Raw genomic sequence first — 13,380 nt, 5'->3', positions numbered from 1 at the left:
ATTACAAATAATCAAGGTAAAATCAAACGTTAAAAAGTATTGTTTAGATAGCTTGCCTATTTACTAAGAATCCTTTATACTATAAAATTAGGATATGTATAAAAACTATGTAAATAGAAGAATATTCATTACAGAGGAATCATTCGTAAAGTAAGCAAAATAAACATCATAATTATTTGCTAGTAGGAAATGAAAAGAAACATAATATTTTAAAGAAATAATTTGAATTTGATTTAAGTGAAAGGGAATAAAAATGAAAAAGTTATTAATTACAGGATGTAATGGTCAATTAGGGAGAGCAATCAATAAACAATATGAGAATACAGATTATGAGTTAGTAAATACGGATGTGGCAGAACTTGATATAACTAATGTAGATGCGGTTGTAAGCATGATGAAAGAAGTGAAACCTTATGCAATTATTAACTGCGCGGCACATACAGGTGTTGATGCTTGTGAGACAGATCAAGACAATGCGTATCGTATTAATGCAATTGGTCCTAGAAATTTAAGTATAGCAGCTACCCAAGTGGGAGCCAAAATGATTCATATATCCACTGACTATGTGTTTGAGGGAAATGCAACAAAGCCATATACTGAATTTGATACTGTGAATCCGCAAGGAATGTATGGCTTTACTAAGCTTGCAGGAGAAAATTTTGTAAAAGAGTTTGCAAAAGATTATTTTATTATTAGAACGGCTTGGTTGTATGGAGATGGAAAGAATTTTGTAAAAACAATGCTTCGACTCTCAGAAACGAATGATAAGGTTCGAGTAGTGGGAGACCAGTTTGGTTCGCCAACAAGTGCTTCTGAATTAGCGAAAATGATTGCACATTTAGTCCCAACTCAAAATTATGGATTGTTTCATGGTACTTGTGAGGGCGCTTGTAGTTGGGCAGATTTTGCCAAGGAAATCTTTAGATTGGCAGGTAAAAAAACTGTGGTAGAAGCGATAACTACAGCTGAGTATCCAACACCAGCAGTAAGACCAGCTTATTCTGTGTTGGATAATTATATGCTTAAGCTTACAAGTGATTTTACCTTCGCTTCATGGGAAGAGGCGATTAAAGAGTATATGTTAAATTATTAGTGTGATGCGGGAATAAGACATTACATATACAAAAGAGGAGAAAAAGTCTCACTATGAATGAAAACATATTTAAAGTGAAACAGTATTCATATAGAATGAGCGACTTTTTAAGTCAGAAAAAGGCCTTGTCTTGGGCATTTACAGGTATTTCTATCTTAATAGCCTATTTTGTGTTTTTTTATTTTGATATAAATGATACTATGAATAACTCAATTTTATTAATTGAGTCGATTAAAGACGGACAATTTTTTAATTATTATGATTATGCTATTATAAATGCATTTGGGAATACCGTTTATACAGCAAACTACAATTTACCAATTTACATCGTATTTGCAATATGGAATATTCCAGTATATATTATTAAAAATATATGGGGGTTAAGAGGAAATTTCTTTATTGCTTCATACTTGTGGTGTAAACTACTAATTGTATTTGGTGCTGTTGGATGTATTAAAAAAATTATAAATCTATTAGATGAAGTAGAATATAAGAACTATAGTAAAAGAATAATATGTCTTTTGTTCGCTTCAAGCAGTGCCCTGCTTCTGGGAGGATTCATAGCTGTTCAATATGATGTATTGACACTTTTTCTTATCTTGGCAGGGATGGAAGCATTTATAAAAAATCAAAATACAAAGTTTATTTTGATTTTTATGCTTGCAGTTCCATTTAAAATGTTTTCTTTGTTTATATTTATTCCAATTCTTTTGCTCAAAGAAAAGAAGGTAGTAAAGATACTATTTAAAATGTTATTGACATATAGCCTAGTCATAGCTGAAAAATTGATTTATTGGAATGACTCTGCTTATATTATGTGTATGCAATCACAAAATAAAGATGCACTAAAATTAATTATAGCAGGAAATTTAGGTATCGGTCAGCATGGGTTAGTATTATTCTTAATCGCCTTTATTGCGGTTTGTGTTTATTGCTATACTGAAAATGGTTTTGTGAATATAAATGATGACAAAGAAAAAAATCGAGAGCTTTTATATATTATTTCATATATCGGTTTTTTTATATTTACAATATTTTTAATAACTGTAAATTTCAGATCTTATTGGATAGTACTTTATTTGCCTTTTGTAATTTTAGTAATGGCAATGAATCCTACAGAGTTATGGATGAATTTTGTATTGGAATCCATAGGTTCAACAGCATGTGTTTTATTTCTTTTATCAGAACATAAAATATATAAACTTTCACAATTGTGTAGAAAGTTATTATTACCCAAAATCATTGAGATTCCTCGAAAACAAAATTTAAAGTACGGTAATGTATCTGTATTTTTATTAAAATATATTGGAGATTATAAAGGATTGTTATTTACCGTTTTTGCTGCATGTATGATAGTTATGTTATTTATAAATTTTCCGTCGCGTGTTAAACTAGATAACAATTTAGAAAATAAAAAAATAGATCGATTAACAGGTACAATCTTTCGAGCATTTACATCATTGCTTATTACATGTATAGTAATATATGGATCAGTTAAAGGGCAAAATTTAGTTATGTATAATACTAGTAACAAGCCTTTTATTTCCGATATGAGTATTATGGATGGAAATGTGTTTAAACAAATGTTTAAGGCAACAGATAATAGAGAACTAAACAGCCTTACGTTAAAATTTCGTAACAAGTCAATTAAAAGAAAAAATCGTGGTTCTATTGTTGTTACAATCACAGATACATATAATCAAAGCATTTTATATCAAGAAAGAGTAGGCCAAGCATTGATAGAAAGTGATAAATTATATGAAATTGAGTTGAAAAACATTCAGGTTGAAAAAGATAAAGTTTACGAAGTCAGCATAGAAAAATATGAACATAATTATAATAGTAAAAATATATATCCCTATTTAAATGATGGTGTAATCGAAGGAATGGAGCCAATCTCTATTAATGGGGAACTTAGCAAGAACAATCTGTTTATGATAATAAGATAGCTGGCAATTAGAGAGGTGGATAAATGTTAAAGGTAATTCAGGTATTGCTTCTTTTTATATTCATATCCATGTTAATTGGATGTCTTATAATGAAAGCATTAAAAGAAAAACAAGCCAGTTTTTTTAAATCAATTTTATGTGGAAGTATTGTTATGATGGCTTTATTTGAAGTGTTGTTTATTCCGATGACAATTCTTGGACAAACACTTAGTAGACTGACTCAGATTTGGACTATTTTAGTTGGTCTTATAGCACTAGTTTCAGCGTTAGTGTCAAAAAAACTGATTTTAGAATTGATAAAGACAGCTTTTTTAGAGATAAAGAAAATAAATGTTTTTGATGGTATAGTGCTTTTTTTTGTAGTAATTCAAATGGTTATCTGTTATAAGTACATTTTTACGCATGCAAATGATGCTTATTATGTGGGAATGGCGAGCACAACACTTACAACAGACCAATTACTTTCCTATTCTCCATACACTGGAGCAAGTATTACATGGAGTAGCTATAAGGCTCATTTAATTGCTTCTTTACCTGCTTATTGGGCGATGCTTGCAAAGATATTCGGTGTCACGGGTGCATTTATGTGTCACAGTATCGTACCAGTAGTATATATACCTCTTGCCTATGTTCTATATCGAGAGATTGGAATGTTATTATTTAAGAAAGAGCGCAATCATGTAAGTTTATTTATTCTTATGATATGTATAGGAAATTTTTTTATCGGTAATCATTATGATACATCTTATGAGATGCTAACGACATCGGTGTGGCAAGGGGGAACATTTCTTTATAATATAGCTTTGCCAGGAATCTTTTATTTTGAATTTAAGTTTTTAAAAAAAGGACAAAATGTATTAGATTTGGTTATGGCTGGTATGATGTTTATAATTGGCGTTATGTCAGTTCCAAAAAGTGGGATAGTGCTTTCAAGCCTAACTGTAATTTTACTAGGGTTTAGTTTCCTTGTTGAGAGGATGTTAACCAAAAGGAAGAGAATAGATGCAGGAATTAATATCTAATTTACAAAATTCTATCGAGATATATAGACATACTGGAAAAATAATGCTTTTGCTTACCACTTTATTAGGGTTTTTCTTGATAAAGACGAATCAAAGGGTAAGGGTTATTGCTCTTTATGTTTTATTTGGAAGTATTATTTTATTGAATCCGTTTTTTTTAAAGTATGAGATTGATATTTTTGGAGAGAATCATCTTTATCGATTGGGGATGATACTATTGGTTCCAATATTGAGTTCGTATGCACTTACAAATGTATTGTTAAAAGTAACTGAAAGAAAGAAGCGATTAATAGCACTGATAGGAAGCTTGATTCTAATTGCATTAAGTGGACGATTTGTTTATACTAAAGAGTACTTTTTTCAGGCCAATAATGAAGATAAAGTCTATGATCTTGCAGTAGATATTGCCAATTGTGTAACCGCTACCAACCAATCACCTACGATTGCAATCACAGAAGTCCAAGGTGTTTTTATTAGACAATATAATGCAAACATAAAGTTGGTATGTGCTCCTAAGGTAAGAGAAAACTGGGATGAAGCAGAAGATGAAAGCGTTATGAATATGCGTATTATGTTATCAGATTCTGAACCAGATATGCCTAACTTGACTCAGCTTGCAAAACAAAATGGATGCGACTACCTGATTTTGTTGAATCAACAGGTGAAAGAAGATAATCCGCAAAATTATGGGTTTCGGTATGTCAATACGTTTGAGGATTTTCAAGTATTTGAAAATGTACAGGAGTAAATAGGATGAGTTTATTTTATAATATTTTACTGATTGTTTTATGGAATTTAATCGTACCAATATTAATTGGATATTTGATTACTAAATTTATGAAATCAGATGATAAAAACAATATTGCAATCAATTTTTTAATTGGATTTATTGTTATGCTTGGAATATTTCAGCCGATTACTCTCATTGCAATTTATTTGAAAGTTTCACTTACCTTTTTAACAATGTTAGTGAAGCTAGTGTGGGGAACATTAAGCATTGTTTCAATTGTGATAAATCATAAGCGAATTTTTGTTACAATGAGTCATGTGACAATAGTTTTAAAAAAATTTAATATTTATTTATTTGGAGCGTTATTGTTAATAATGTTACAAGGGTATTCCTATATAGCTTATGAGCATATTGATGATGACGATGCATTTTTTGTTGCAACGGCAACGACTGCAGTTGCCAATGATAACTTATATGTGAAAAGTCCTTATTCAGGAGTAACTTATAAGAATTTACCAGACAGATATATTTTGTCACCATTTTCTATTTATTATGCTGTCATGTCAAAGTTAACTTTGGTACACGCTACAGTATATGCTCACTTATTTTTGCCACTTGTTTTATTATTATTCGTATATATGGTATATTATTTGTGGGGGAAAGAATGGTTTCAAAAATCAGAATCATTAGGAGTTTATTTAGTGCTCATTAGTATAATTAATATTTTTGGTAATTATTCTGAGTTTACAACGCAATCCTTTTTATTATTTCGTTTATGGCAAGGGAAGGCATTTCTTGCAGCAGGTATTTTACCATTTCTTTTGTATTTATGTTATAAGACCCGTAAAGAAATGGAATATCTATTTTTTATTGCTTTATTTTTTGGAACATTAGCAGCAAGCCATGTTTCTTCTATGGGAATATTTTTAGCTCCATTGTTAATTGGATGTTGGGCACTAGTAGATTTGATTATGACTAAGAAATTAACAAGACTTTTTTGTTATATGCTTTGTTGTTTGCCAAGTATCTTATGTGGATTACTTTATGTAATAATAAGTTGAGTGAAGGGAGTCCTCTATGTTTCAAATCGGTTGGCAGTTTGTACAAGATGCTTATCAGATATATACATCGAATGGTATAATACAATTATTATTAATAGGTTCTTTTATAATAATTTTAATTAACGATAAAAAAGAAGAAAATATACATTTGGTTTATTATTGTATTACAGCTTTAGTTATTATTTTATTTCCGCCAATTGCATTTGTTTTTGGTAAATATTTTATTGGAGAAAGTGTGTACTGGCGAGTGTTTTGGTTGATGCCAAGTGGTATTCTTATTGCGCTGGTGCTTACGAAACTTCTAGAAAGAATTAACAGACGTTATCAAAAGCAATTATTTATGACAGCAATTGTATTCGTGTTAGTACTAGGCGGCAAAAATATATTTAATTCGAATAATTATAGCAAGTCTACTAATTATTATAAACTACCACAAGAAGTGATAGAAATATGCGAAATGGTTGCTCCAAATGGTAGCAATACCAAAATGGTAGTTCCTGAAACGATTGTATCTTATATAAGACAGTACAATCCTAATATAAACTTGCTATATGGACGAAACTTAGGCAAAGATAAGCAAAAAGGTAAAAAATATAAAATCCTACTGCAATTAAATAGTAGTGAACCAGATACCAAATATATAGCCAAATATACTAAGAAAAAAGATTGTAAATATGTTGTTTTTGATAATAGCTCTATTGGTATTGAAGAAATTGAGCAATACGGGTATAAATTATATGGAGTGACAGATAGTTATACGGTATTTAAATTAGTTGAGTAAGTTATACAAATATAAATATGATAAAAGATAAGGAGATTAAAAATGGGAGAAACAACTTTAGTAATTATGGCAGCAGGAATAGGAAGTCGATTTGGAGGTGGAATTAAGCAATTAGAGCCAGTAGGACCAAGCGGTGAAATAATCATGGATTACTCAATATATGATGCGATTGAAGCGGGCTTTAATAAGGTAGTATTTATCATTCGAAAAGATTTGGAAAAAGATTTTAAAGAAGTAATTGGGAATAGAATGGAAAAAGTTATTAAGGTTGAATATGCTTTTCAAGAGATTGATGATTTGCCAGCAGGTATAAATGTTTCAACAAAAAGAACAAAGCCATGGGGAACGGGACAAGCTATATTGTCTTGTAAGAATCTTATTTCTGGGCCGTTTGTAGTAATCAATGCAGATGATTATTATGGAAAAGAAGCATTTGTTAAAATACATAATTATTTGCAAAGTGTTAAGAACATGGATGACAAATACAATTATTGTATGGCGGGATTTATATTAGGCAATACCTTAAGTGAAAACGGAGCAGTTACAAGAGGGGTTTGCAGTGTTGACAGTGATTTCTATCTTCGTGATGTGGAAGAGACAAGTGGCATTGAAAAGATTGGAGATAAGGCAGTTGTATCTTTGGCAGACGGAAAAACAAAAGAGATAGATAAGAACAGCTATGTGTCTATGAATATGTGGGGATTTCTTCCAAGTATTATGAATGAGTTGGAAACAGGATTTATTGAATTTTTAAAAAATCTTGGAGATGTAGATGAAAAGAAAGAATATCTTCTACCAACTATTATAGACAATCTAATTAAAGAAAACAAAGCAAAAGTTAAATTGCTAGAAAGTAACGATAGATGGTTTGGTGTTACTTACAAAGAAGATAAAGATGTTGTTGTGTCTTCTTTCAAACAATTAATAGCACAAGGTAAGTATCCAGAGAAATTGTTTTAAAAGGTTCCAGGAGTAGAACGAATATAAGGACAAAAAAATGAAAAATAAAATTTTGGAAATGAATGAAAACTTAAAAAATATTGTCACAAGAGAAAAAATAAACTGTATTGCAAGATACGCAACACTAATTGCTTCAGCAATCTGGCTGTGGTTTTTTCTGGTAGTTAACAAAGGGTTTATTACCTATACGCAGGACGGAGTCAGGGATCAGAATGCTTATGACACCGCAGTTGTATCAGTTATATTTGCAGTACTAACCCTTATTTTAGCATTGATTAAAATTAAATGGAATGAAAGGATAAATCAGGTGGTTTCATGGGGATTATTTTTTCTTTCTCCTGTGTATTGTTATTATGCTTTTGAATTTTATCAAAAAAGTATTTATAATATAGTGATAACTAGCATAAGAAAACGATATATTTTATTGGATTTTATTATACTATCAGTTATAGTATTGACTCTTCTTGTGATTACGAATAGCATAAAAGCGGCAATAATTGGAATGACAATAATAATCAATTTGTTTGGAGTTATAAATTATTATGTATATAGTTTCAGAGGAATTGTAATAGTAGCATCTGATGTATTTACGGCAGGTACGGCTGCGAGTGTAGCAGGAGATTATGAATTCTTTTTAGATTATCATATTTATTATATGATTATTATGACTTTGTTCATTGTTACTGCAATATGTAAATTAAAAAGTTTTAAGGCTTTTCCAACTTGGAAATTTAGAGTTCCAGCAGTGGTTGTGTGTATAGCATATTTTTCTATGTTTTTACATGTATTTATATTTTCTAATCAACTTGCAGATTGGAAAGTAAAGACAAAGCTATTTACACCGCATACGGGATATAAATTATATGGAACATTTGTTGCTGTTGTTCGTTCTATAGGTCCTCTTATTGTACAGGAGCCAGAAGGATATAGTATTTCGTTGATTGAGGAAATTGCGAAAGAATACAGTCAAGAAACAGGAACAGGTGAAAGACCAAATGTGATTGTTATAATGAATGAAGCATTTTCTGATTTAAAGACAGTCAATGATTTTGATACAAATGAGGATTATATGCCATTTATTAGAAGCCTAGAAGAAAATACTATAAAAGGGTGGATGTACAGTTCTGTATTTGGCGGGGCTACAGCTAATTCGGAGTTTGAATTTTTGACAGGTAATTCGGTGGCACTGTTGCCAGAGGGGGCCATACCGTATCAGTTATATGTTAAGAAAAAATTCCCGAGTATCGTGTATAATTTTGAGAGTCAAAACTATACAGGCAATGTTGCGATGCATCCATATCGGGCAAATGGCTATCGAAGAGCAACCGCATATCCGTTAATAGGTTTTAAACAATTTATTTCAGAAGAGGCTTTTGTGGACAGTGCAAGAATAAGAAAATACGTATCAGATGAGGCTAATTTTGATAAGATTATTGAGGTATTTGAAGAGTCAAAGAAGCAAAGCAAAGATCCTTTTTTTCTATTTAATATAACAATGCAAAATCATAGCGGATATGAAAATGCGAGTCAGTTCCCTAATTTTGAGACTAAAATTAAAATCACAGATGAAACATACTGGAATGAGAACGCTGAAACGTATTTAAGTCTCATTAAATATACAGATGATGCAGTCAAGAAGCTGGTTAATTACTTTGAAAACGTAAATGAACCTACGATTATTATTTTCTTTGGAGATCATCAACCAGGACTTAGCTCATCTTGGTATAACAAGTTATTTGGACAAAAACAAAGTGAGTTAGATGCAGAAACCATGATGGCCAAATATAGAATTCCATTCTTTGCATGGGCAAATTATGATATTCAAGAGGAAGAAGTGGACGGAATTAGTCTGAACTATCTTTCTGCCTATATTTTTAATAAAATAGGGCTTAAACTTACACCGTATCAACAGTTTTTATTGAGTATGCATGAACAAATTCCAATAATAAATTCACTAGGCTACTTTGGTGCTGATGGTAAATTTTATGAGTATGATGAAAAAAAATCACCTTACTATGATCTTATAAATAAATATAGGATTGTTCAATATAATAATGTTCACGACAGTAAAAATAGAGTGGATGAAATGTTTTACCTTAATTAGGTTGGTTAAGTCTATCAACTTGTAGAGAGGGAATTGTTTGACGATTATAAAGTGATATGTTAATATATTTAAAACTATATTACTGGAAACTTTAGAGAGTGTGAAGAGTATGAAACAAGGCTTTTGGGTTAAAATCAAAGAAATCAAAATAAAAGATATTATGCATATCATATTTTTTATTATTGCATTACCCTTTGGGGCTATGCTTAAAAGAAAACGTCCTTCCATGTGGCTAATATGTGAAAATGCAAACGAAGCTAGGGATAATGCCTATTGGTTATTTCGCTATATTAGAGAAAACAACCCAAATCAGGATGTAGTATATGCAATTAAAAGAAAATCGGCAGACTATAAAAAGGTAGCATCGTTGGGACAAGTAATAGAATACGGTTCCTTTTTGCATTGGATTTATTATTTGGCGGCAGAAAAAAATATAAGTACACAAAAGGGAGGCAAGCCAAATGCGGCAGTTTGCTATCTTCTTGAAGTATACGAGATAAGAAAGAACAAACGAGTTTTTTTACAGCATGGGATTACAAAGGATAATGTGGAATTTTTACATTATAAAAATTCCAAGATTTCGATGTTTATGTGCGGTGTTCAAAGAGAATATCAATTTGTAAAAGAAAAGTTTGGTTATCCAGAAGGCTATGTTAAATTGACAGGTATGTGTCGTTTTGATAATTTACATCATGCGATTACAGATAAGAATCTGATTTTGGTTATGCCGACTTGGAGAGGCTGGCTATCACCACCTTCTGATTCTAATAAGGTAAATGAAAAAAGGCTGGAATTGTTTCAAGAGACGCAGTATTATAAAGAATGGCAGGGATTGTTAGACGATTCTGATTTAATACAATATATTGAGCAAAATGGCTATCGCCTTGTTTTTTATCCACATAGAGAGATACAAAAGTTTGGCGAAGCCTTTCATTCAAATAGCAAAAATATTAAGATTGCTGATGAGAAAAATTATGAAGTACAAGAGTTGTTAATGTCAGCTGCTATGCTAATTACGGACTACTCAAGTATATCAATGGACTTTGCTTATATGAGGAAGCCACAGTTATATTTTCAGTTTGATGTTTTGAAATTTAGAGAAGAGCATTATGAAGAAGGCTACTTTAGCTATAAAGAGGATGGGTTTGGGCCAGTTTGCGAGGACAGACAGCAGTTATTGAAGCAAATTTATTACTACGGAAGACATCAATTCTTGATTGATGATAGATATAGACAGCGTCAGGAAGCCTTTTTCACCTTTTTTGATTCTGATAACTGCAAGCGGAATTATGAGGCGATAAAAGGCTTCTAACTCGAGGAGGACGAATGAAAGAGTTTATCAAAAAAGTTCAAAAATATTACAAATATACAATATATTCCGGTAAAGCGGAACTAAAATCAGAGACGGCGAATTCACATTTGAGTTGGCTTTGGTGGATACTAGATCCGCTTTTATTTATGCTAGTGTATTCTTTTCTAGCATTGATTGTGTTTGGGAAAGGCGAGAAGTATTTCTCAGCATTTGTATTTATTGGTTTAACATGTTGGCAATTTTTTGAGAGAACGGTGAAGCAAAGTGTTACGTTGGTTACAAAGAATTCTCAAATTGTAACAAAAGTATATATTCCAAAGTATATACTTATTTTTGTTAAAATGTTTTCTAATGGAATTAAGTTAAGTATATCCTTTTGCCTGGTTTTTATTATGATGTTTTTATTACGTGTCCCAATTGGTTTGAACATCTTGTTTTTTATACCTATACTTCTTATATTAGGAGTTGTAACATTTGGTATTAGTACCATATTACTTCACTTTGGTGTATTTGTGGAAGATTTGGCAAATGTAATTACTGTTTTATTAAAATTGGTATTTTATTTGTCAGGTATTTTTTACTCAATTGTAGGAAGGGTTGACGAGCCTTTTGCAAGTATTTTGCAAAGATTGAATCCCGTTGCATTGATCATAAGTAGTATGAGGGATTGCATGATATATTCTAAGACACCAGATATTCCTTGGTTGTTGTTATGGCTTTTAGTAGGATTTATTTTGTCCTATATTGGTATAAATGTAATACACAAATATGAAAATAGTTATGTAAAGGTGATATAATATGGGAGAGCAATACGCAATAGAGGTTAAAGATTTAAAAATCAGATATCGTTCTTTGACTAAGATGACACTTAAAAAAAGTCTACTTAAATTTAAAAAAAGTAAAGTTGAAGTTTTTGAAGCAGTTAAAGGTATTTCCTTTAATGTACCTAAAGGCGAAATAATGGGGATTGTAGGAAAAAATGGAAGTGGAAAGTCCACGTTATTGAGAGCAATTGCGGGAATTTTTGCACCAGATGAGGGTTGCATAGACCTACACAATCATTCAGTATCTCTTCTTTCTATCGGTGTAGGGTTTCAAAAGAAGCTAACGGGGCGTGAAAATATATACCTATCGGGTCTATTATTAGGTTACACAGAAGAATATATTAATAAAAAAATGGATGAAATCATAGAGTTCTCAGAATTGGGAAAATTTATAGACAAACCAGTTAAGACGTATTCCAGCGGTATGCATTCAAAGCTTGCATTTTCTATCACCGCAATTTTAGAAGCGGAGATTATGCTGATTGATGAAGTGTTAAGTGTAGGAGATGCAAAGTTTAAGAAGAAAAGTTATGCAAAGATGGAGGAGCTTATTAGTAATAAGGAGCGAACCGTTATTATTGTATCTCATAGCATGGATACATTAAGAAAATTGTGTGATACTATTTTATGGCTACATGAGGGAGTAATTAAACAACAAGGAAATACAGCAGAAGTGCTAAGTGCATATGAAGAGTTTATGTCCTAAAAATCATAAGACATAAAACAAGGTGGTATATGAAGGTTTATAGTGAATTAAGAGAAATTCAAAAGGCAGAATTGAATATTTTGATTGAGTTTGCCAGATTTTGTGATAATAATGCTTTACGCTATTGCCTGGCAGGCGGTACTTTGCTTGGGGCAGTAAGACATAGTGGCTTTATTCCATGGGATGATGATATTGATGTTATGATGCCAAGGCCGGACTTTGAACGTTTTATAAAACTGGCAAATGGAAAAATAGCTAACAAATACAATGTATTATGGAAAGAAAAATATGATGATACCCCTCTACCTTTTATAAAGGTGGTAGATAAAAATATAAATGTCTCCTATAAATTAATGAAAAAACCTCAGCCTTTATGGATTGATATATTTCCAATTGATGGATTGCCTATAAAAGAAAAAGAATTTAACCAACATATTAAAAAAATAAAGAATCTAAAATATTTTTTGTGGCAAGCAACAAGTGATGAGCAAGACATTGAAAGTGGGATTAAAAAAGTTTTAAAGAAAGTTTTATTTTTCCCCTTTCGATTAATTGGTGCAAGGTATTACGCTGACAAGATAACAAAAGCGGCCAAACGATATGAGTTTGACACATCTGATTATGTAGGATGTATCGTTGCAAAATATGGGAAAAAAGAAAGAATAGAAAAAGAGCATGTGGAAGAAAGAGTAAAACATTTGTTTGAAGAGATAGAATTTTATGTTCCAAAAGGATATCATGTATATTTAACAAATCTATATGGAAACTATAATCAAATACCGAAAGAGCGGCATACGCACTTAAGACAAAGTTGAAATTTGAAAAGGAGATTATGAAT

Annotated in this window: 12 protein-coding genes; all 12 read left to right on the top strand. The window is 31.2% G+C overall.

The window, feature by feature from the left end; translation table 11 throughout:
- The first annotated feature begins 253 nt into the window (after positions 1–253).
- The 12 genes from rfbD (at position 254) to F7O84_RS11930 (ending at position 13,357) form a co-directional block, all read left to right on the top strand.
- The gene (rfbD, locus tag F7O84_RS11985) at positions 254–1,093 is read left to right on the top strand and encodes a dTDP-4-dehydrorhamnose reductase (RefSeq protein ID WP_151145401.1); all 840 of its coding nucleotides are present in this window, start codon (positions 254–256) and stop codon (positions 1,091–1,093) included.
- A 53-nt stretch (positions 1,094–1,146) separates the two neighbouring features.
- A complete protein-coding gene (locus F7O84_RS11980) occupies positions 1,147–3,042 on the top strand; it encodes a hypothetical protein (RefSeq protein ID WP_151145398.1) in 1,896 nt (631 codons plus the stop codon).
- A 23-nt stretch (positions 3,043–3,065) separates the two neighbouring features.
- Positions 3,066–4,064 (top strand): DUF6077 domain-containing protein, encoded by a 999-nt coding sequence (locus tag F7O84_RS11975; RefSeq protein WP_151145396.1) that lies wholly within the window; start codon positions 3,066–3,068, stop codon positions 4,062–4,064.
- Positions 4,045–4,812, top strand: coding sequence for a hypothetical protein (locus tag F7O84_RS11970; protein ID WP_151145393.1), 768 nt, complete (start codon positions 4,045–4,047; stop codon positions 4,810–4,812). Before F7O84_RS11975 ends, F7O84_RS11970 begins: the two co-directional genes overlap by 20 nt.
- Before the next feature lie 5 nt (positions 4,813–4,817).
- Positions 4,818–5,855: a DUF6077 domain-containing protein gene (locus tag F7O84_RS11965; RefSeq protein ID WP_151145390.1), complete on the top strand. Its 1,038-nt coding sequence runs from the start codon at positions 4,818–4,820 to the stop codon at positions 5,853–5,855.
- Between the two features lie 16 nt (positions 5,856–5,871).
- On the top strand, positions 5,872–6,636 hold the full coding sequence (locus F7O84_RS11960; protein ID WP_151145387.1) for a hypothetical protein: 765 nt from the start codon (positions 5,872–5,874) through the stop codon (positions 6,634–6,636).
- Positions 6,637–6,678: 42 nt separating this feature from the next.
- Positions 6,679–7,596 (top strand): nucleotidyltransferase family protein, encoded by a 918-nt coding sequence (locus tag F7O84_RS11955; RefSeq protein ID WP_151145384.1) that lies wholly within the window; start codon positions 6,679–6,681, stop codon positions 7,594–7,596.
- Between the two features lie 37 nt (positions 7,597–7,633).
- Positions 7,634–9,700 carry an LTA synthase family protein gene (locus F7O84_RS11950; protein ID WP_151145381.1) on the top strand — a complete coding sequence of 689 codons (2,067 nt, stop codon included), beginning with the start codon at positions 7,634–7,636 and terminating at the stop codon, positions 9,698–9,700.
- A gap of 109 nt (positions 9,701–9,809) precedes the next feature.
- The gene (locus F7O84_RS11945) at positions 9,810–11,012 is read left to right on the top strand and encodes a CDP-glycerol glycerophosphotransferase family protein (protein WP_151145378.1); all 1,203 of its coding nucleotides are present in this window, start codon (positions 9,810–9,812) and stop codon (positions 11,010–11,012) included.
- A gap of 14 nt (positions 11,013–11,026) precedes the next feature.
- Positions 11,027–11,809: an ABC transporter permease gene (locus F7O84_RS11940; protein ID WP_151145375.1), complete on the top strand. Its 783-nt coding sequence runs from the start codon at positions 11,027–11,029 to the stop codon at positions 11,807–11,809.
- Between the two features lies 1 nt (position 11,810).
- Positions 11,811–12,542 carry an ABC transporter ATP-binding protein gene (locus F7O84_RS11935; RefSeq protein WP_151145372.1) on the top strand — a complete coding sequence of 244 codons (732 nt, stop codon included), beginning with the start codon at positions 11,811–11,813 and terminating at the stop codon, positions 12,540–12,542.
- A 29-nt stretch (positions 12,543–12,571) separates the two neighbouring features.
- Entirely contained in the window at positions 12,572–13,357 is a 786-nt protein-coding gene (locus F7O84_RS11930; RefSeq protein WP_151145369.1) for a LicD family protein, read from the top strand.
- The last annotated feature ends 23 nt before the right edge of the window (positions 13,358–13,380 follow it).

It is taken from the genome of Candidatus Galacturonatibacter soehngenii, assembly GCF_008830185.1.
Taxonomy (GTDB): Bacteria; Bacillota; Clostridia; order Lachnospirales; family Lachnospiraceae; genus Lachnotalea; species Lachnotalea soehngenii.
The sequence above is the reverse complement of the archived record's forward strand: the minus strand, read 5'-3'. Positions and strand labels throughout refer to the sequence as shown.

What these genes read in the sequence shown, in the direction of transcription:
- F7O84_RS11930 (WP_151145369.1), top strand. Translation starts at nt 12,572, where the DNA reads ATGAAGGTTTATAGTGAATTAAGAGAAATTCAAAAGGCAGAATTGAAT.
- F7O84_RS11940 (WP_151145375.1), top strand. Translation starts at nt 11,027, where the DNA reads ATGAAAGAGTTTATCAAAAAAGTTCAAAAATATTACAAATATACAATA.
- F7O84_RS11965 (WP_151145390.1), top strand. Translation starts at nt 4,818, where the DNA reads ATGAGTTTATTTTATAATATTTTACTGATTGTTTTATGGAATTTAATC.
- F7O84_RS11970 (WP_151145393.1), top strand. Translation starts at nt 4,045, where the DNA reads ATGCAGGAATTAATATCTAATTTACAAAATTCTATCGAGATATATAGA.
- F7O84_RS11960 (WP_151145387.1), top strand. Translation starts at nt 5,872, where the DNA reads ATGTTTCAAATCGGTTGGCAGTTTGTACAAGATGCTTATCAGATATAT.
- F7O84_RS11955 (WP_151145384.1), top strand. Translation starts at nt 6,679, where the DNA reads ATGGGAGAAACAACTTTAGTAATTATGGCAGCAGGAATAGGAAGTCGA.
- rfbD (WP_151145401.1), top strand. Translation starts at nt 254, where the DNA reads ATGAAAAAGTTATTAATTACAGGATGTAATGGTCAATTAGGGAGAGCA.
- F7O84_RS11980 (WP_151145398.1), top strand. Translation starts at nt 1,147, where the DNA reads ATGAATGAAAACATATTTAAAGTGAAACAGTATTCATATAGAATGAGC.
- F7O84_RS11950 (WP_151145381.1), top strand. Translation starts at nt 7,634, where the DNA reads ATGAAAAATAAAATTTTGGAAATGAATGAAAACTTAAAAAATATTGTC.
- F7O84_RS11935 (WP_151145372.1), top strand. Translation starts at nt 11,811, where the DNA reads ATGGGAGAGCAATACGCAATAGAGGTTAAAGATTTAAAAATCAGATAT.
- F7O84_RS11945 (WP_151145378.1), top strand. Translation starts at nt 9,810, where the DNA reads ATGAAACAAGGCTTTTGGGTTAAAATCAAAGAAATCAAAATAAAAGAT.
- F7O84_RS11975 (WP_151145396.1), top strand. Translation starts at nt 3,066, where the DNA reads ATGTTAAAGGTAATTCAGGTATTGCTTCTTTTTATATTCATATCCATG.